The 18,961-nt window shown below is 60.6% G+C and carries 18 protein-coding genes; 11 read left to right on the top strand and 7 right to left on the bottom strand.

Features of this window, described 5'->3' with window-relative positions; translation table 11 throughout:
• Position 1: 1 nt before the first annotated feature.
• The 4 genes from OA90_RS14835 to OA90_RS14820 all read right to left on the bottom strand — a co-directional run bounded on the left by OA90_RS14835 (position 2) and on the right by OA90_RS14820 (position 4,804).
• Positions 2 to 1,192 (bottom strand): MFS transporter, encoded by a 1,191-nt coding sequence (locus OA90_RS14835; protein WP_068413223.1) that lies wholly within the window; start codon positions 1,190 to 1,192, stop codon positions 2 to 4.
• On the bottom strand, positions 1,189 to 2,637 hold the full coding sequence (locus tag OA90_RS14830) for an FAD-dependent oxidoreductase (RefSeq protein WP_068413220.1): 1,449 nt from the start codon (positions 2,635 to 2,637) through the stop codon (positions 1,189 to 1,191). Before OA90_RS14830 ends, OA90_RS14835 begins: the two co-directional genes overlap by 4 nt.
• 51 nt (positions 2,638 to 2,688) lie before the next feature.
• Positions 2,689 to 3,030: a metalloregulator ArsR/SmtB family transcription factor gene (locus tag OA90_RS14825; protein WP_068413637.1), complete on the bottom strand. Its 342-nt coding sequence runs from the start codon at positions 3,028 to 3,030 to the stop codon at positions 2,689 to 2,691.
• A gap of 172 nt (positions 3,031 to 3,202) precedes the next feature.
• On the bottom strand, positions 3,203 to 4,804 hold the full coding sequence (locus OA90_RS14820) for a peptide chain release factor 3 (RefSeq protein WP_068413634.1): 1,602 nt from the start codon (positions 4,802 to 4,804) through the stop codon (positions 3,203 to 3,205).
• A 182-nt stretch (positions 4,805 to 4,986) separates the two neighbouring features.
• Here OA90_RS14820 and OA90_RS14815 point away from each other — a divergent pair, with 182 nt between their 5' ends.
• Positions 4,987 to 5,541, top strand: a complete 555-nt coding sequence (locus tag OA90_RS14815) for a DUF2585 family protein (RefSeq protein WP_068413216.1) — start codon at positions 4,987 to 4,989, stop codon at positions 5,539 to 5,541.
• A 55-nt stretch (positions 5,542 to 5,596) separates the two neighbouring features.
• Here OA90_RS14815 and OA90_RS14810 read toward each other — a convergent pair whose 3' ends face one another.
• Together OA90_RS14810 and OA90_RS14805 are read right to left on the bottom strand one after the other, a co-directional pair.
• On the bottom strand, positions 5,597 to 6,271 hold the full coding sequence (locus OA90_RS14810; protein ID WP_082837062.1) for a GntR family transcriptional regulator: 675 nt from the start codon (positions 6,269 to 6,271) through the stop codon (positions 5,597 to 5,599).
• Positions 6,264 to 7,310, bottom strand: coding sequence for a Gfo/Idh/MocA family oxidoreductase (locus OA90_RS14805; RefSeq protein ID WP_244274634.1), 1,047 nt, complete (start codon positions 7,308 to 7,310; stop codon positions 6,264 to 6,266). Before OA90_RS14805 ends, OA90_RS14810 begins: the two co-directional genes overlap by 8 nt.
• Positions 7,311 to 7,498: 188 nt before the next feature.
• Here OA90_RS14805 and OA90_RS14800 point away from each other — a divergent pair, with 188 nt between their 5' ends.
• The 6 genes from OA90_RS14800 to OA90_RS14775 all read left to right on the top strand — a co-directional run bounded on the left by OA90_RS14800 (position 7,499) and on the right by OA90_RS14775 (position 12,810).
• A complete protein-coding gene (locus OA90_RS14800; protein WP_068413210.1) occupies positions 7,499 to 8,512 on the top strand; it encodes a TRAP transporter substrate-binding protein in 1,014 nt (337 codons plus the stop codon).
• Between the two features lie 84 nt (positions 8,513 to 8,596).
• Positions 8,597 to 9,127, top strand: coding sequence for a TRAP transporter small permease (locus OA90_RS14795; protein ID WP_068413207.1), 531 nt, complete (start codon positions 8,597 to 8,599; stop codon positions 9,125 to 9,127).
• The gene (locus OA90_RS14790; RefSeq protein WP_068413206.1) at positions 9,124 to 10,407 is read left to right on the top strand and encodes a TRAP transporter large permease; all 1,284 of its coding nucleotides are present in this window, start codon (positions 9,124 to 9,126) and stop codon (positions 10,405 to 10,407) included. Before OA90_RS14795 ends, OA90_RS14790 begins: the two co-directional genes overlap by 4 nt.
• 110 nt (positions 10,408 to 10,517) lie before the next feature.
• Positions 10,518 to 10,808, top strand: a complete 291-nt coding sequence (locus tag OA90_RS14785; RefSeq protein WP_068413204.1) for a putative quinol monooxygenase — start codon at positions 10,518 to 10,520, stop codon at positions 10,806 to 10,808.
• Positions 10,805 to 11,602 (top strand): N-acyl homoserine lactonase family protein, encoded by a 798-nt coding sequence (locus tag OA90_RS14780; RefSeq protein ID WP_068413201.1) that lies wholly within the window; start codon positions 10,805 to 10,807, stop codon positions 11,600 to 11,602. The genes OA90_RS14785 and OA90_RS14780 overlap by 4 nt, the downstream gene beginning before the upstream one ends.
• A gap of 92 nt (positions 11,603 to 11,694) precedes the next feature.
• Complete coding sequence (locus tag OA90_RS14775; RefSeq protein WP_068413198.1) at positions 11,695 to 12,810, top strand: isocitrate/isopropylmalate family dehydrogenase; 1,116 nt, start codon at positions 11,695 to 11,697, stop codon at positions 12,808 to 12,810.
• Positions 12,811 to 12,835: 25 nt separating this feature from the next.
• On the opposite strand, the gene OA90_RS14770 is transcribed toward OA90_RS14775, so the two are convergent.
• Complete coding sequence (locus tag OA90_RS14770) at positions 12,836 to 13,870, bottom strand: LacI family DNA-binding transcriptional regulator (protein ID WP_068413195.1); 1,035 nt, start codon at positions 13,868 to 13,870, stop codon at positions 12,836 to 12,838.
• Between the two features lie 202 nt (positions 13,871 to 14,072).
• Here OA90_RS14770 and OA90_RS14765 point away from each other — a divergent pair, with 202 nt between their 5' ends.
• From OA90_RS14765 to OA90_RS14750, 4 genes are all read left to right on the top strand, one after another.
• Positions 14,073 to 15,596 carry a sugar ABC transporter ATP-binding protein gene (locus tag OA90_RS14765; RefSeq protein WP_068413192.1) on the top strand — a complete coding sequence of 508 codons (1,524 nt, stop codon included), beginning with the start codon at positions 14,073 to 14,075 and terminating at the stop codon, positions 15,594 to 15,596.
• Between the two features lie 2 nt (positions 15,597 to 15,598).
• Positions 15,599 to 16,621 (top strand): ABC transporter permease, encoded by a 1,023-nt coding sequence (locus OA90_RS14760; protein WP_208986146.1) that lies wholly within the window; start codon positions 15,599 to 15,601, stop codon positions 16,619 to 16,621.
• A 103-nt stretch (positions 16,622 to 16,724) separates the two neighbouring features.
• On the top strand, positions 16,725 to 17,681 hold the full coding sequence (locus OA90_RS14755; protein WP_068413189.1) for a substrate-binding domain-containing protein: 957 nt from the start codon (positions 16,725 to 16,727) through the stop codon (positions 17,679 to 17,681).
• 99 nt (positions 17,682 to 17,780) lie between these two features.
• On the top strand, positions 17,781 to 18,836 hold the full coding sequence (locus tag OA90_RS14750; protein ID WP_068413186.1) for a sugar phosphate isomerase/epimerase: 1,056 nt from the start codon (positions 17,781 to 17,783) through the stop codon (positions 18,834 to 18,836).
• Positions 18,837 to 18,961: the final 125 nt, after the last annotated feature.

Below are 18,961 nucleotides of genomic sequence, written 5' to 3'. Positions count from 1 at the left end.
CTCATTCGAAAGACATTCGATGTCGGCTTTTGGCAAGATCAAGCCAGAGAATGGCCGCAGCGAGGCAGGGAACGATTGAGGCAAACGTCAGGGTAAGCAGGGTGCCCTGTGTTCCGAACCGATCGATGAGCACGGATCCGATCAGGGGTGCGACGGCGGCCGCTATCAGCATCGGCATTGCCAGACGTCCCATCATGCGCGGGTAATCCTCCGCCCCGAAGGCAACGAGCGGCAGCGCTCCGCGTGCGATCGACCAGAGCCCGTTGCCTGCGCCGTAGGCCAGAAGAGCCACCGCTGCCGGAACGCCCGTCAGCAGGCCGGCAAAGCCGAAGAAAACGAACGTTGTGGAGGCGATCATCGTCCAGACCGGATGGTGCCGTTCTCTGCCGAGCATCTCCAGAACACGTGCGCCGACCTGCGCCGGGCCGATCAGGGTTCCCAGGCCGACAGCGACGGCAAGTGCATACCCTTGTGCGGTCAAGATCGTGATGAGATGGACGGACCAGATCGAGGCAACCATGGCAAGCACTGTCCCTGCAGCCGCAATGCACCAGAACCGCAACCGGAATGTGTTGCCGACCTTACCGCCGCGCGGTTCGGAAGAGACGTCCATCGCCGGATCGTCTTGCTTGTCCGGCACTGAAAACCAGCACATGGGCGCCGTGATCAACAGGTGGACAAGCGCATAGACCAGGCAGGCCACCCTCCAGCCGTAGCTTTCGACCAGAAACGCCGAGATTGGCCAGCAAACGGTACTGGCGAACCCGCCCCAGAGCGTCAGGACCGTGATTGCGGACCGGGCGTCGCGCCGGTAGAGGCGACCCAGGGTGGAGAAAGCCGCGTCATACAGACCCGCCGACATGCCCAAGCCCAGAAGGCACCAGGCCGCGTAGTAGGTCGGCAAGTTCGTGGCAAAGCCCAGCAAGGCAAGCCCGCAGGCAAGCAAGAGCATGCCCACGGCCATGACCCGCCTTCCCCCTTCGGCCTGAATCAGACGGCCCACTTTCCTTGCGAACATCCCGGAAACGAGCAGGCCGAGCGAAATCCCTCCCGTAATCGCCGCGGAACTCCAGCCGGTATCCCGGGCCATCGGGGCGGCGAGAACCGCCAGCAGATAAAAGGAGCTGCCCCAGGCAAAGATCTCGACAATACCGAGTACGGAAATCGTGCGCGCCCGCTCGTTCCTGATCATACCGGAACGGGCTCTGCGAGCTGACCGGCCGTGCCACAGCCGCATCCGGCTTGCCCCTCGCCCTTCGCCTGTTCGTCCTTCAGGCAACAGGCATCGTCATTTTTCAGTGGCGCTCCGCCACAACAGCCGGCTTCCCCGGCAGACTCACTTACACCGCCAGCCCCGCAACAACTGACGCTGCTTTCCGCCGGCTCGCTCTTGCAAACGCCGGTTTCGGGCAGCACGAGATGAACTTCACGAGCCGCAAGATGATCACCGGCGAGTTCGGCAACCACGGAGCGCACCTGCTCGTATCCGGTTGTCATGAGGAAGGTCGGGGCCCGCCCGTAGCTTTTGGATCCCACGATGTAAAAATCCTTCTCCGGATGCGTGAGTTCGGTGACGCCATGCGGACGCACGGTTCCGCATGAATGAAGGTTCGGATCTATCAACGGCGCCAGCGCAGGCGTTGCCTCCACCGCAGGATCAAGGGACAGGCGCAATTCACTCAAGATAGATAGATCCGGACGGAACCCGGTCGCAACGATTATTCTGTCCACTCCGATCTCGACCGGTTGCTCCCCGTGAAGCGCTTCCACGAGCATCGTCTCTTCCAAATTCCGGATACGCCGGATCGAAAAGGGAGATTTCAGATCCACCCGTCCCGCGCGGATGGCTTCGACAGAGCGCAAACCCAGCCTGCCTCGGCCTGGCAAATCATCGTTCAGCCCGCCTCCGAGCAGTCTGGAAATGCCGCCTGCCCGGGTTGCCCAGGTTATCCGGGTCTGTGGGGCATCTTCCTGAAGGTCGACCAGATCGAGCACCGCATTGATGGCCGAGTGCCCCGCTCCGACCACGAGCGTGTGCCTGCCCTCGTAACGCTGCCGCGCCGCGCCCTTAACATCGGGAATGCCATAGGCGATGTTGCAGATGGTTTCAGACTCACCATCAACGGCAAGACCGTCCACACCTATCGGGTTCGGCTTCACCCAGGTGCCGGATGCGTCGATGACGGCTCTCACCAGTTCCCGGTGGCGGATGCCATTCCCGTCACGCCAGACAACAACAAAGGGACTTTCCTCCCGTCCTTCCGAAACAAGTTTCGACCGGTCCTTCCTGCTGACCGAAACAACTTCCGCCCCCAGCTTCAGATGCGGTGCGATGCCGGGATGGGCTGCCAGCGGAGCCAGATAGTCCCGGATCAGTTCGCCTCCGGTCGGCAGGTGGTCAGCGTCCGGGGCCTCCCAACCTCTGCTTTCCAGCAAGGCGCGTGCCGACGCATCGATGTTGTAGCGCCACGGAGAAAACACGCGAACGTGCGACCATCTGGACACCGTTGCGCCGGCAATCGGGCCAAGCTCGAATACCATTGGGGTCATGCCCCGTTCGACGAGCCGTGCAGCCGCTGCAAGGCCGACAGGTCCTGCGCCGATCACGGCCACAGGAAGTGATTTTCCCTGAGTCATTTTACCCTCCTTCTGTATTTCCAGAATAATGGAAATAAAAGACAAAAAAATTCAGTAGCGACCCGGTGATGCCAAGGGAACGCCATGGGTGGCTAGGCCGCATCCATCTTCATCCGCGCAGCATTCGTCCGAAAGAAAGCCAATCAGTGCCGACATGGCCGGATACTCCGCGTGACAGATCAGGCTTGTCCTGGACCGCTCCTGCCGCACCAGCCCTGTGTCGATCAACCGCTTGAGATGATGCGACAAGGTTGATCCGGCAATTTCCAGGCGCTCCTGCAGACTTCCGACGGTCATTCCGCCACGTCCGGCTCTGACCAGAGTGCGGTAGATCTGCAGTCTGGTCCGATTGCCGAGAGCTTCAAGTTGCCGGGACGCTATTTCTATATTCATGGAAATAGATTTGGTCATCCGGGCACTGCTGTCAAGCCCTATTTCGAATTTCGTCGAAATAGAGCTTTATCCAGGTTTCCGGGTGATAGAGTCAGAACGTTCCGCCATGCTATCCGTGGCACGGCGCCCTGGGAGGCCCCTCCCCGGCTGCGATCGTCCCGTTTTGCGGCGGTTAAGCCTCGTAGACGATCTCGCGCGTCTCACGGAACTTCACGTCAGGATATTTCTCGGTGACATGACCGATTTCCCAGGCGTTCTTGAACAGGAACACCGGCTTGTCATCGCGGTCGTTGGCAATCGACATGCGGTGGCCTTCAATCATTTTCTGAAGGGTCTGGTTGTCGGTCTCGATCCAGCGTGCGGTGGTATAGGGCACGGTTTCAAAGCCGATCTCGGTGCCGTATTCGGCGTTCAGCCGGTCGACCACCACATCGAGCTGCAGCGCGCCGACGACGCCAACAATCCAGTTAGACCCCAGATCCGGCTTGAAGATCTGCACGAGGCCTTCCTCGGCCAGGTCCTGCAGACCCTGACGCATCTGCTTGACGCGCATGGTGTCGGCAAGACGCACGCGGCGCAGGATTTCCGGCGCGAAGGCCGGCAGGCCGGTGACGTGGATGTTCTCGCCCTCCGTCAGCGTGTCGCCGACGCGAAGCTGGCCGTGGTTGGGAACGCCGATGACATCGCCCGGATAGGCAAGGTCGGCGATCTCGCGCTCCTCGGCGAAGAAGAAGATCGGCGCGGAAACGGCGATCTGCTTGCCGGCGCGCACATGTTTCAGCTTCATGCCCCGCTTGAAGGTGCCCGAGCACAGGCGCAGGAAGGCAATCCGGTCGCGGTGTTTCGGGTCCATGTTGGCCTGAACCTTGAAGACGAAGCCGGTGACCTTGTCCTCGCCCGGCATGATCGTGCGGCCGCCGGTGGCCGGCTGGGAATGCGGCGGCGGTGCGAATTCGGCGATGAAGTCGAGCAGTTCCTCGATACCGTAGTCGCGCAGCGCCGAGCCGAAGAAGACCGGCGTCAGGTGGCCTTCCAGAAAGCTCTCCCGGTCGAATTCGGCATAACCTTCCGCACCGAGTTCAACGTTTTCCTCAAGTTCGTTCAGAACCCGGTCGAAGACCGTGCCGGTCAGGATCTCGTCGTCCAGGCTCGAGACGTCCTTCGTCTGGGTGTAGGCCCCTCCCCGCTCGCCGGAGGAGGTGTGAAATTTCTTCTTCTGCCAGTCGTAGACGCCGAAGAAGTCGGACCCCATGCCGACCGGCCAGGTCTGCGGGCTGACATCCAGCGCCAGCGCTTCCTGCACCTCGTCAAGAATTTCCAGGGCATGGCGGCCTTCGCGGTCGATCTTGTTGACGAAGGTGATGATCGGAATGTCGCGCAGACGGCAGACCTCGAACAGCTTGCGGGTCTGGGTCTCGATACCCTTGGCGGCGTCGATCACCATGACGGCGGCATCGACGGCGGTCAGGGTGCGGTAGGTGTCCTCGGAAAAGTCCTCGTGGCCCGGCGTGTCGAGCAGATTGTAAATGATGCCCCGGCGCTCGAAGGTCATGACGGAGGAGGACACGGAGATGCCGCGTTCCTGCTCGATCTTCATCCAGTCGGAACGGGCACGGCGGCGTTCACCGCGGGCACGCACCTGACCGGCCGCCCGGATCGCGCCGCCCGACAGCAGCAGCTTTTCCGTCAGCGTGGTCTTGCCGGCATCCGGGTGGGAGATGATCGCGAAGGTGCGCCGGGCTTGATAGGGCGCCGCGCCATTGAGGCTCGTCATGGAGGTCTCCTGGTCCGCTGATCCGGAAGAGCTGCGCAAACGCGACGGTTTGAACCGGGGCGCACCTTCAATCTTCATGGCCGAACGGATTGATGTATCGTTGGCGCAAGGTCATAGAGAGAATCAGGCGAAATTTCCAGCATAGAATCGCCGGCGTCCCTTTCCGCAGCAAGGAGTCCACCTTGAGCCACCGTAAATGCCTGATCATCGGCCTTGTGATGATCGCCGCAACCGCCGCCATTCTGCTGGCGATGGGGCGGATCCCGATCTGCGACTGCGGCTACGTGCTGTTCTGGACGCCGGCCGACGATCTTGCCGGCTCGTCCCAGCACATTGCTGACTGGTACACGCTCTCGCATATCATCCACGGATTCCTGTTCTATTGGCTTCTTTGGCTGCTGTTCCGGCGCAGCAGCGTGTGCGAACGGGCGCTTGGCGCGATCTTCATAGAAGCCGCATGGGAAGTCGCCGAGAACAGCCCGTGGATCATCGACCGCTACCGCGAGGCGACCATCGCGGCGTCCTATACCGGCGACAGTGTCCTGAATTCGGTCTTTGACATTTTATGGATGCTTGCCGGGTTCTTCTTCGCCTGGCGCCTGCCGGTCTGGGTGACGGTTCTGACCGGCGTTGCCTTCGAACTGATTGCCTTGTGGGTGATCCGGGACAATCTCACGCTGAACGTCCTGATGCTTGTCTACCCGGTCGAGGCGATCAAGGTCTGGCAGGGCGGATGACCAATGGCGCTCAAGAAGGGTAGTCCGGTCTTTTGAAAGTCTGCGCCCCGGTTGGTCACAGATGAAACAGCTTGTGCTTCTTCAACAGCTCGATCAGCACTTCGCGTGCGTCCTGCCGGTGGCTTCTGTGGCTTTCGCGGGCGAGTGCCGCCTCGCCATTGCGGATTGCATCGAAAACCGCCCGGTGGTCCGCATTGGATTTCACCGGCAGAGGCCGGATGTAGAGCGTCATCGCGCGGGCCCGGCGGACCTGATTGGACATCATCGAGACAATCGACTGGATGCGTGAGTTTCCACCGAGGCGCACCAGTTCGTCGTGGAAGGCGTTGTCGGCGACCGCCCAGGCTTCCCGGTCCTCGCGGACCAGCGCTTCCTCCATGGCCTCGATCGCCTCTTTGAGCGCACCGAGGTCCTTGTCGGTATATCCCGCCTTCGCCGCTTCTTCCGCCGCAAGGCTCTCGAGTTCGGTCAGGACAGCGTAGATTTCTTCCATGTCCTTGAGCGACAGGGTCGCGATCCGGACGCCCTTGCGCGGGCGCACTTTCAGAAGCCCCTGCTGCGCCAGCATGAGCGTTGCCTCGCGCACGGGGGTCCGTGACATGCCGAGCCGGTCGGCAAGTTCGCTCTCCAGGTGATCGGACCCCGCGGCCAGCTCGCCGTCGAAAATCAACTGGCGGATCTGCTCCATCGCCTGCGTGGTGATCGTTTTGGGTTTCTGTGCCTCAAGCACTGGCAAACTCCCGGATTTTCTGTCCCAGCCGATCCGAGTCGTAAATCGCCTGTTCGATCGCGATAACCTTGAGATAGTCGCGTGCCCTGTTCTCCAACGGCTTTCCGTCCAGAAGGCCGTCGATCACATGGTTTATCAGATTCCCGACACAGTCACCGCCAAAGCCTTGCCATTGCCTTGCCGCAAGCAGCACCTTTTCCTTCTGTTCGCCGAAGGCACGCAGGCGCACCGTACCGTCGCCAGAAAGGGTGAGCGTTCCCTGCGTGCCTTCCACCAAAGCTTCTCCAAGGGTTGTCCGGCAGTTCTCCGCCGCGTGGTCCAGAAGACGGTTGCCGTCGAACAGAGCGCGGACCCCGCCCGCATAATCGAAGATGAAATACCCGGCATCCTCTCCCTTGATCGCGGGGTTCAGCCTGCGCAGGTCCGCATAGACCGCTTCAGGTTCCCCGAGCAGGTAGCGGAAGGTGTCGATCCAGTGAACACCTGTCTCGTGAATCAGAAGCCTCGGCATCTGCTGGAAATAGGGCTGACGGTCGAGATAGGCGCGCGGCCCCTGCCCGTCCCCGGCTCTTAAGCGGAAGGTGAACTGCAAAAGATCGCCAAGGAGATTGCTGTCCAGAGCCTGCCGGATGCTGCGGTACCACGGCTGAAAGCGGAAGTTCTCGTGAATGACGAGCGTGACGCCCGCTGCCTCAGCCAGATCCGTTGCTTTCGTGGCTTCCTCCAGCGATGTGCAGAAGGGTTTCTGACAGATGATGGCTTTCACGCCGCCGGCAATCGCCCGCTCTATCGCATCAAAATGGGTCGGCGGCGGGGTGACTATGTCCAGGAGGTCGGGCTTCGCCGTTTCCAGCATTGTGCCCAGTTCGATGAAAGCTGCCAGGCCGGTGGCGTCCGCCTTGTTGCGATCCCGGTCGCAGGCACCGACGAGATGGGCGCGCTCGACCCGGCGCCAGGCTTCGTAATGGAACTGCGCGAAATAACCGACTCCCAGACAGGCAACCCGCATGACGCTCGAGCCTTCCTTCATGGTCTTCATCCTCCCCTCCTCCTGCCTGCCGCCGCGCCTGCCGCTCGTACCGGCAGCCTGTTCGGGACAGCAATTGCGTTGCTGGATTTTTGATAGTCGACATTACCGTCGTTGACAAGGGATTGGTTTACGTATACGCAACTCAATGTTTAAATCAATACGGCCTTTTTCTGAAGCCGCCGTGGGAGGAGATTGATATGTTAGACAAGAGAACCTTGAGCCGCCTGGCCTTGAGCACCGCCATCCTGGTGGCCGGCATGGGCAGCGCATGGGCCGTGGAAACCCTTCGTTTCAGCCATACGGACAACCCGGGCGGATCGCGCCAGGCCGCAGCCGAACTTTTTGCGGAAAAGGTCGCGGAATATACGGACGGACGCTATGAAGTGCAGGTCTTTCCGTCGGGCCAGATCGCCAACGACCCGAAAGCCATCGAACTGCTGCAGCTTGGCGGCATCGATTTCACCGTGTCGGCGACCGGCAGCTATGCGACACATCTGCCGAGCCTGAACCTGACTGCCATGCCCTTCCTGGTCGACACTTACGAGCAGGGCTGGGAGCTCTACGACAATTCGGACTGGCTGCAGGGCGAATTCGCCAAGCTGCCGGAGAAGGGTTTCCGGGTCCTGTCGACATGGGAAGCCGGGTTCCGCAGCTTTACGACCGACGAGCCGCTGAATTCCCCGGCAGACGCCGAATCCATGAAAATGCGCGTTTTCCCGAACGACATGATCCGCTGGTCCATGGACGCAATCGGCTTCCAGACCGTCGTCATGCCGATCACCGAAGTCTATCTCTCCATCCAGCAGGGCATTGTGAACGGACAGGAAAACCCGGTCGACACGATCAAGTCGCTGCGGTTTTATGAAGTGGCACCCAACATCACCCTGACGCGTCACGTTTACAGCCCCCTGCCCCTGACGGTGGCCGAGAAAACCTGGCAGTCCTTTTCAGATGAAGACAGGGAAGCCGTGATGAAGGCCGCGGTCGAATCCGCTGCGTTCAGCCGCAATCTGGTCAAGAGTTCGGTGGAGAGCCAGCTCGCCGAAATGCAGGAAGACGGTGCGACCGTGAACGTACCGGAAATCGGACCGTTCCGCGATGCGGTCCAGTCGGTCTATGGCAAGGCCAAGGACGTTTACGGGGAAGACTCCGTCGAGGAGATCCTGGCCGACGCCGCAGCCATCCGCGAAAAGCTGCCGGCCAAGAACTGACCAGTGACTTGAGCTAAATCCGGCCGGAACCCGGGCATTCCGCCCTGCGGTTCCGGCCCTATCCTCAAAATTATGAGACGTCCCTTGGATTACCGTGATCATTATCCGGCCGTTTTGCGCTGGCTCAGTCATCTGGTCGATGTTTGCCTGGTGCTCGGTGGTTTTTCGATTGTCACCCTGGTCTTCTGCAACGCATCCCTGCGTGGCTTTGCCGGGTTCGATCTGGCCTGGTCGCTGGAGGTTACCAGCTTCCTGCTGCTGTGGAGCACCTTTATCGGTTGCGCCGGGGCGGTCGCGCGCGGCGCACACATGCGCGTCACGGAAATTGTCGAAAGGCTCTTCCCGCACACGGCTCAACGCATGCTGTCCATCGCGATCGATCTGATCATCGTCGTGCTGCTGATCAGCCTGATCTACACCGGCTACAACATATCGGCCCATACGTGGGCGCAGAAGACGACGGTGCTTTACTGGCCAGTGGGCCTTCTGTACGCCTCCATGCCCGTCGGCATGGGGCTCAGCCTGATTTTCCATCTCTTCAATATGGTGTTCGACATGAGGAACCCGGTAGTTCCGCATGCAATACACACCGACGGCGGCGAGACACTGACATGATCCTGCTTTTCGTTGTTGCGGTCTTTCTGACCACCATCTTTCTCGGTGTCCCCCTGGTCTGGGCGATCCTGATCACCGCCGTTCTGCCGATCCTGGTCTTCGGTCTCGGCTATCCGCTGCAGGCGCTGTACCTGAATTTCATCGGCGGGGTGGAACCCAACCACTTCCTGGCGATCCCGCTGTTTATCGTCGCCGGCGAAATGATGAGCCGCGGCGGCGTCGGCCTGCGCATCATCGGCTTTGCCCGCGCGGCCTTCGGTTTCATGGCAGGCGGGCTCGGCATGGTCGTGGTCGGCGCCTCGATGATCTTCGGCGGCATTTCGGGTTCGGCAATCGCCGATTCGGCGGCCATCGGCTCCGTGATGATCAAGAACATGTCCCGGGAGGGTTATAATACGGCCTTCGCCGCCGGGCTCGTTGCCGCCGCCGGCACAATCGGCATCATTATCCCGCCGTCCATTCCCATGCTGATCTACGGGTTTGTCGGCAATGTCTCCGTCGCGGACCTGTTCCTGGGAGGCATGGTCCCCGGTCTTCTCTTCGGAGCCTTGTTCATGGCGGTCTGCTACTATGTCGGCAAGACCACCAAATGCGATCCGGGCGGCCGCAGAACGAGCCTGAAGGAGCTGACCTCCTCCTTTATCGGCACCGCCCCCGCCCTCTTCATGCCGGTCCTGATCCTTGGCGGCATCTTCACCGGCTGGGTGACCCCGACAGAATCGGCCGCGCTGGCGGTCGTCTACGGTCTGTTCGTCACGACCGTCATCTATCGGGATTTTCATCTCAGGGACCTGCCGCGCCTGCTGGTCGATTCCTTCATCACCAGCGCAGTGGTCATGGTGGTGATCGGTGCGACGACGGTGCTCGGCTGGCTGATCACTCTGGAACAGATGCCGCAAATCCTCGTCGGCTTCGTTCAGGACTATTCCTCCGGTCCCTGGATGTTCCTGCTGATGGTCAACGTCGTGCTTCTGGTCCTCGGTCTTGTTCTCGACCCGGTGCCGGCCATCCTCCTGACAGCCCCCCTGTTTCTGCCGACAGCCCAGGTATTCGGTGTCGATCCGGTCCATCTCGGGGTGATCATGACCTGCAACGTCGCTGTCGGTCTCTTCACACCGCCGGTAGGCGCGACGCTCTATGTCGCCTCGAGGATTTCCGGTGTCGGCGTCCTGTCCATCGCGCGCAAGATGGCACCCCTTTACATCGCCGCCATTGTCGCCCTGCTTGCGGTGACTTACATCCCCGCCGTTTCGATGGGTATGGTGCATCTGTTTCGCTAGACCAAAGCATCTCCGGCCGCCATGGCCGGAGATCCGGAGATCGAGCGATTTGAAAGTTTCGGTGTTTCCTGTGGCCAATCAATCGCAGGCGACCCCAGGGAGAGGAAAGAATGTTCGCAGTCACCGTAGTGTTCGAAATCCACGACGGCCGGTTCGAGGCGTTCATGCCGCTGATGATTGCCAATGCGCAGGCATCGCTGGAGCAGGAGCCCGGATGCAGCCGGTTCGACGTATGCACCGATCCGGAAAGACCCGGAGAGGTTTTTCTCTACGAGCTTTATGACGACGAGGCTGCCTTCAAGGCCCATCTGGAGACCCCGCATTTCAAGGCGTTCGACAAGACCGGAGGCCCAATGATCGCAGGCAAGACCCTGCGCACCTATGCGCAGGTGGCTTCATGACGCCCTGGGAAGTCTTCGCGGTCAAATACGCCGACAGGAACGCCCGGACGCGCAAGGACAGTTTTCTGTTCGACGACAATCACGACCAGCCGCACGAGATGGACTATTTCATCTGGGTACTGCGCCGGGACGACGAAATCCTGATGGTCGACACAGGCTACGATCGGGAAGAAGGCGACCGGCGCGGCAGGCCCGTGCGGATGGAGCCGGCCGAAGCGCTGGCGCCTCTGGGAATCGCGCCGGAAGATGTCTCGACCGTTATCGTCACCCATCTGCACTACGATCACGCGGGCGGGCTCAGGCATTTCCCGAATGCGACCATCCATCTGCAGGCCGCTGAAATGGCCTATGCCACCGGCCCCTGCATGTGCCACGGCCCCCTGCAGGCGCCATTCACGGCGGATCATGTCTGCGAGGCGGTGCAGCGGCTCTATTCCGGAAAGCTGATCTTTCACGAGGGCGTAGGCGAAGTCCGCGAAGGAGTGACGGTTCATCGCATCGGTGGCCACAGCAGAGGCCTTCAGGCCGTGCGCGTTCTCACGGATGCGGGCTGGATGTGCCTGGCCTCCGATGCTGCGCATTATTACGAGAACTTCCTGGAGGCCAAGCCCTTTCCGATTGTCGTCGATCTTGAGGAGATGCTGGAAGGCTTCAGCACGATCCGCCGGCTGGCAAGTTCCGACAAGCTTGTCATTCCGGGCCATGATCCGCTTGTGCGCCGGTTTTTCCCGGCGGAGGGCGCAGACCACATCATCCGCCTCGACCGCGGACCGCTGAAGGAGCCCGGCACATGAAATTCGGCATCACCACCGCCTGCCTCAAACCGCTTCAGGTGATGCGGATCGTTGAGCACTTTGACGTTGAATGGACTTAAGGAATTGCACTTATGAAAATTGCCCTGATCAAAGGCGACGGCATCGGCGTCGACGTGGCGGAGGCGACTATCTCCGTCGTCGAGGCAGCTCTTCAGAGCGCCGGCGAACCCCTGCCCGTTTACGACGCGATCCATGCGGGTGCGGGATACTTCAAGGAAACCGGGGCGGATATCGAGCCGGACGGGGAAGAGCGGGCGGAAGCCGCAGATGCGATCTTTCTCGGCGCCATCGGCCTGCCGTCGATCCGGCACGAGAACGGCACGGAAATTTCTCCGCATCTGCGCCTGCGCGACCGCTTCGGGCTTTACGCGGGCGTGCGTCCGGTCAAGGCTTACCCCAACGCACCGCAAAAGCTTGCCGATCCCAGGGCAGCAGGCATCGACCTGATCATCCTGCGGGAATCGACCGAAGGCCTGTTCTATTCAGCCGCCGTCCATGACCGCAGCCTGGTGGTCACGGACGACGAGGTGCAGGATGTCCTGCGGATCACCCGCAAGACGACGACGAAGCTGCACAACTTTGCGTTCAACCTTGCTCGCAAGCGCCGGGAGCGGGGGAAATCGGGTACGCTGACCTGTGTCGACAAGGCCAATGTCTTCAACTCGATGGCCTTCTTTCGCAAGATATTCGACGAAGTGAAGCAGACCTGTCCGGATGTTCCGGTCGGCTATAATTATGTCGATGCGCAGGCGCTCGATCTGGTGCGCAAGCCCTGGGATTTCGATGTCCTGGTCACGGAAAACATGTTTGGCGACATCCTTTCCGATCTGGCGGGCGGGCTCGTCGGCGGCATGGGCATGGCGGCTTGCGCGGAAATCGGCGATACGACCGGCCTCTTCCAGCCTGCTCATGGAAGCGCACCGGACATCATGGGCCAGGACAAGGCCAATCCGCTGGCGGCGGTCCTCAGCGGTGCGCTGATGCTGGACTATCTGGCCGAAAAATTCGACCGGCCGGGACTTGCCGATGCCGCGGACCTCGTCAACGGCGCCGTGGAGAAGGGTTTCGCGGCGAACCTCCTGCGGCCGATGGAATTCGGTGGAGACATGGGAACGAAAGCGGTCACCAACCAGTTGCTGTCCCTCGTCGCGGATCAGACGTCCTCGCGCAGATCCGCAAGCGCCTGAGGAACTGACGGGTTTCACCGCAAGGCTATCGCGGTCCGCGCGAAACTCCGGCGCAACTCTCGCGCACGATAAGGTCACCGTGCAGCAGCAGCGTTTGCGTGGAAAGAGACCGGTTCGCCAGTCGGTCGAGGAGGATGTTCATCGCCTTTTCACCGATGCGATGGCGGGGCTGGCGGATGGTGGTCAGGCCGGGTGTGAAGTTGTTGGCGAAGGGGATGTCGTCAAAGCCGAGCACCGAAAAGTCCTCCGGCACCCGATAACCGCGCAGTTGCAGAGCCGAGATCACCCCGATGGCTGTGTTGTCGTTGAAGCAGAAAAAGGCTGTCGGCAGGTCATCCTTGATGAAAAGCCGCTCGACCGCGGCGCGGCCGCTCTCGCTGGAGCCGTCGCCCTCGACCCGCCAGTCGCGCAGCCGTTCCGGCGATTCCCCGAGACCCTTTCGGTAGCCCGCATGACGCAAGTCGCTGCGGATGTCCGCCGGTCCGCCGGATATGTAGGTGATCTTTCTGTGACCGAGGGAAATCAGATATTCGGTCGCGACCTTGGATGCGGCCACATCGTCGACGCCGACATAACTGATCTCCGTATTGGCGACAGGCCGTTCCGTCGCCACGATGGGCGGCAAGGTCGCCAGCGGCGCCTGTGGTTCACCGGCCACGGGAATGTGCCCGGTCAGCAGCACCAGGCCATCGGCCATGCCGGTCGACAGGAAGCGCAGGTAGTTCTGCTCCAGACCCGTCGTACCTTCGGTATTGCCGATCAGGACACCGTACCCCCGGTCATTGGCGGCTTTTTCAAGCCCTGTCAGGATACCGGCGAAATTCGGATCGGCAATCGAGGACGCCAGCACCAGAACCATCTGCGAGCGCTGCATGCGCAGGTTCTGCGCCATGGCATTGGCGGTGTAGCCCGTGCGGGCAATCGCGGCGGTGACTTTCTTGCGGGTGCTTTCGGCAACCTTTTCCGGCGAACGCAAGGCCCGGCTGACGGTGGCGATGGACACGCCCGCAAGCTTTGCAACATCTTCAATTGTCGCCGGACGGTCTGCCGGTTCACCCATAATCCACCCTCGCCCATGCTGCGGTGCGGGCGTCATTTAAGTGCATGATTTTCAACACTGTCTAAGCTGTATACCGCCTAATGCGATTCATGAAAAGGTTTACATTTGCGAATGTAAAGGTTTACACGCCATATGAAAACGTTTACATTTTGACCGTGACGCCGTTGCGGAAGAGGGCAACGGCGCCTGGGAGGAAACATGCATGCACGCTGAAACGTCCGCTCCGGCGGCGATCATCGAAGCTGTGAACATCAGCAAATCCTTCGGGCCGGTTCCCGTGCTGTTCAGTGTCAGCATGGATGTACGTCCGGGTGAGGTTCATGCGCTGATCGGAGAAAACGGCGCGGGCAAATCGACCCTGATGAAAATTCTCTCCGGGTTTCACGACCCGACCTCCGGCCAGATCCGCCTGGACGGCAAACCGGCGTCCCTCCCCCCGAACGGGGCCGCCGAAAAACTCGGCGTGGTGCTGATCCACCAGGAGCTCAATCTTGCCGAACAGCTGACCGTGGAGGAAAATGTCTTTCTCGGCCGGGGAATGAAGAAAAACGGTTTCCTGGACCGGGTTGCCATGCGGGCAGCCGTCCAGAAACACCTGGATGAAATCGGTCTCGACATTCTTCCGACTGACCGGATTTCCAGCCTGACGATCGCCCAGAAGCAGATGGTCGAAATCGTCAAGGCCGTGAGCCGCAACGCCCGGATCCTGATCATGGACGAACCGACCGCGGTTCTAACAGAGGAAGAGACGCTGGTGTTCTACCGGCAGGTGGAAAAGCTGAAAAACAGCGGCGTGGGAATCGTCTTCGTGTCGCACAAGCTGAACGAGGTGAAGGCGATTGCAGACCGGGTGACCATCCTGCGCGATGGCCAGTGGATCGACACCCGCCCCTCACAGGATCTGACGCCGGACATGATGGCGCAGATGATGGTGGGACGGGAACTCTCCGATCTCTATCCGCCCATGCAGGAGGTCGATGTCGATGCCGAGGTCGTACTGGCGGTCGACGGCCTGTGCACCGCCGATGTCGACAGCGTCAGCTTCAGCCTGCGCAAAGGTGAAATCCTCGGCTTTTCCGGCCTGATTGGCGCCGGCAGAACCGCCGTATTCGAGGCCATCTGCGGCCTGGCTCCCATTGAAAGCGGCACAATCAGACTTTTCGGACGCGACGTTGGCCCCATGACGGTTGCGGAAGCGAGAAACGCAGGTCTTGCGTATCTCACCAAGGACAGGAAAGAGAAAGGACTGCTGCTCAACAAGAAGATGCAGCCGAACCTGACCCTGTTCGCATTGCCGAAGTTCGTGAAGAATTTCACGATAGACCGGAAGGCGGAAGAAGACGCGCTACAGCGTGCGATCCGCCGTTTCGACGTGCGCACCCTCGATCCGGAAATCACGGTCGGCAAGCTCTCCGGCGGCAACCAGCAAAAACTTCTGCTTGCCAAGATCATGGAGTGCGATCCGAAGATCGTCATTATCGACGAGCCGACCCGCGGCATCGACGTGGGCACCAAGCAACAGATCTATCATTTCATCGCCGCGCTTGCCGCCGAGGGTGTGTCCGTCGTCGTCATCTCATCGGAAATGCCGGAGATCATCGGCATCTGCCACCGGGTCATCGTGATGCGCGAAGGCCATATCACCGGCGTGCTGACGGGCGACCACATCAACGAAAACGAAATCATGCGCTATGCCGCAGGGCTGAAGCGAGAGGAACTCCATTGACCATGACGCGTGCATCCGAGGGCATGGCCGGCAAGAGCCCCAGACGGGTCTCCATCGATCTGAAGACGCTCGGTCCGGCGATTGCATTGCTGCTGCTGTGCATCATCGGGTTTCTGCTGAACCCTGCCTTCATCAGCGAGGGCAACCTCACCAATCTTCTGACCCGTTCTGCCTTCATCGGCATCATCGCCGTCGGCGCGACTTTCGTGATCACCGCTGGCGGCATCGATCTTTCGGTCGGCTCGATGGCAGCCGCCATCGCCGGCGTTATGATCATCGTCATGGACAACGCGGTGGAAACGCTCGGCAGCGGTGTTCCCACCGTGCTGCTGGGCTGCGGCGTTGCCATCATCCTTGGCATCGGCGCGGGCTGGGTCAACGGCGCGCTGACGACGAAAGGCAAGATCGAGGCCTTCATCGTCACCCTGGGAACCATGGGGATCTACCGTTCGCTGGTAACCTACTTCGCCGACGGCGGTACGCTTTCGCTGAACTTCGAGGTGCGCGGCACGTACCGGCCCGTCTATTACGACAGTTTTCTCGGCCTCCCCTTCCCCGTCTGGGTGTTTATCGCGGTCGCCATCTGCGGCTGGCTGCTGCTCAACAGGACGGCGTTCGGACGCTATTGCACGGCGATCGGATCGAACGAGGCGGTGGCGAAATACTCGGCCATCAATGTTGATCGGGTCAAAACGCTCACCTACATCATCCAGGGACTGTGCGTCTCCTTCGCCACGATCATCTATGTTCCGCGCCTCGGCTCCGCATCCGCCTCGACCGGCGTGCTCTGGGAACTGGAGGCGATTGCCGCGGTCATCATCGGCGGCACCGTGCTCAAGGGCGGCTACGGACGGATCGGCGGTACCATACTCGGCGCCCTGATCCTGACGACCATCGGCAACATTTTGAACTTCACCGATATGATCTCCAACTACCTGAACGGCACCATGCAGGGTCTGATCATTATCGTTGCGGTTTTTTTACAGCGCAGCGACTGGAAGCTCGGCAAGAGCAAAAAGTCGTAACACGCAACCCATAGAGGTCGGGACCCGTCCCCAAATTCAAGAAGAACGGTTCGCACCGGACGGGAGAGGTGCGTCCAGATCACCAGCATTGGAGGAGGAAACAATGTTCATGAAGAAAACCTTGGGCGCAATGGCCCTGACCGGGGCACTGGCATTTGCCGGATCCGCGGTCGCACAGGACACGATCAAGATCGGCGTCAGCTACCCGACCCCGACCCACGCGTGGGCGGCAGGCATGAACTGGCACGCGGAGCAGGCTGAAAAGCGTCTGGAGAAGCTATATCCGGATGTGGACCTGATCCTGGTCAACTCACCGGATCCGGGCGCTCAGGCGAGCGCACTGGAAGATCTTGTCTCGGTCCATCAGATCGACGCTCTGGTCGTGTTGCCGTTCGAATCCGAACCGCTCACCGATCCGGTGCTGAACGTCAAGAAATCCGGCGCCTGGATCACCGTGGTGGATCGCGGCCTCAGCCAGCCGGGCATTGAGGATCTTTATGTGGCCGGCAACAATCCGGAGCTGGGACGGGTCTCCGCCCAGTACATGAAGACCCGCCTGAAGGATGGCGACAACATCGTTATCCTGCGCGGCATTCCAACCGTGATCGACAATGAACGTTTCGACGCGTTCATGGCGGAGATCGAAGGTTCCGGCATCAATGTGCTCGATCACAAACATGCCAACTGGAACCGCGATGACGGCTTTGAAGTGATGCAGGATTTCCTGTCCCGCTTCCCGGACATCGACGCGGTCTGGGCGCAGGATGACGACATCGCCATCGGCGTGGTCGCTGCCCTGAAACAGGCGGGCCGCGACGGTGACGGCATGTTTGTCGTCGGCGGCGCCGGCATGAAGGAAACCATCAAGAGCATCATGGACGGCGACACGTTGATCCCGGTCGATGTGCTCTACCCGCCCGCGATGATCGCCACCGCGATGGATGCGACGGTCGCGGCCTTCAAGTCCAACGGACCGGTTGCGGGCCGCTACATCCTCGGCGCGACGTTGATCACGCCCGAGAACGCAGCAAACTATTACTTCCCGGAATCGCCCTTCTAAGGCACCGGAAAGTAACGGGCCGGGACCTTTCGCGATGGGGTTCCGGCCCTTTTTCCCAAATTTCCCGATTTCCAAACTCCACATCTCCAGGAGGCAGCCATGAAGACGATAAAAGGCCCAGCATTGTTTCTTGCCCAGTTTGCAGGGGACGACGCTCCGTTCAATTCCTGGAATTCGATCACCAGATGGGCAGCCGACTGTGGCTATATCGGCGTCCAGATTCCAAGCTGGGACGGTCGGCTGATCGATCTTCAAAAAGCTGCCAGCTCCAAGACCTATTGCGACGAGCTGGTTGGAACCGCCCGTGACAGCGGCATCGAGATCACCGAGTTGTCCACTCATCTTCAGGGCCAGCTGGTCGCAGTTCATCCGGCGTACGACACGGCTTTCGACGGCTTCGCCGTTCCGGAAGTCCGCGGCAATCCGTCCGCGCGGCAGGCCTGGGCGGTGGACCAGATGAAACTTGCCCTCGCAGCGAGCCGCAACCTCGGCATTTCGGCGCATGCCACCTTTTCCGGTGCGCTCGCCTGGCCCTATATCTATCCTTGGCCGCAACGTCCCGCCGGGCTGGTTGAGACGGCCTTCGACGAGCTTGCCCGGCGCTGGCGGCCGATCCTCGACTATGCGGACGAAATGGGTGTCGATGTCTGCTATGAAATTCACCCCGGCGAAGACCTGCACGACGGCATCACCTTCGAGATGTTTCTTGAGCGTGTGAACGGGCATGGCCGCTGCAAGATGCTCTACGACCCCTCCCACTATGTGCTGCAGTGTCTGGATTATCTGGACAACATCGATATCTACAGCGAGCGGATCGGCATGTTCCACGTCAAGGACGCGGAGTTCAATCCGACCGGCCGCCAGGGTGTCTATGGCGGGTATCAGCCCTGGGTCAACCGGGCCGGTCGGTTCCGCTCACTTGGGGACGGACAGGTCGATTTCAGCGCCGTTTTCTCCAAGATGGCCGCCATTGACTTCGACGGCTGGGCCGTCGTGGAATGGGAGTGCTGCCTGAAACATCCGGAGGACGGAGCCCGTGAAGGGGCGCAGTTCGTCCGCGAACACATCATTCGCGTCACCGAAAAAGCCTTTGATGATTTTGCCGGTGGCGGTACTGATGTGGAAGCCAACCGGAAGATGCTCGGCATCGGTTAGATGCTGAAATCGAGTTGCTGCAAGCAAGCCACTCGAAAATCTCATCCCGGGGAAGACCGTCAGGTCCCTCCCGAAGGATGCGGGCAGCATGACGACACAAGAACGGCTGAAAAACCCGGCGCTAT

The organism is Labrenzia sp. OB1, assembly GCF_001624695.1.
Classification (GTDB): Bacteria; Pseudomonadota; Alphaproteobacteria; order Rhizobiales; family Stappiaceae; genus Roseibium.
This window is presented reverse-complemented; position numbering and strand designations above follow the sequence as displayed.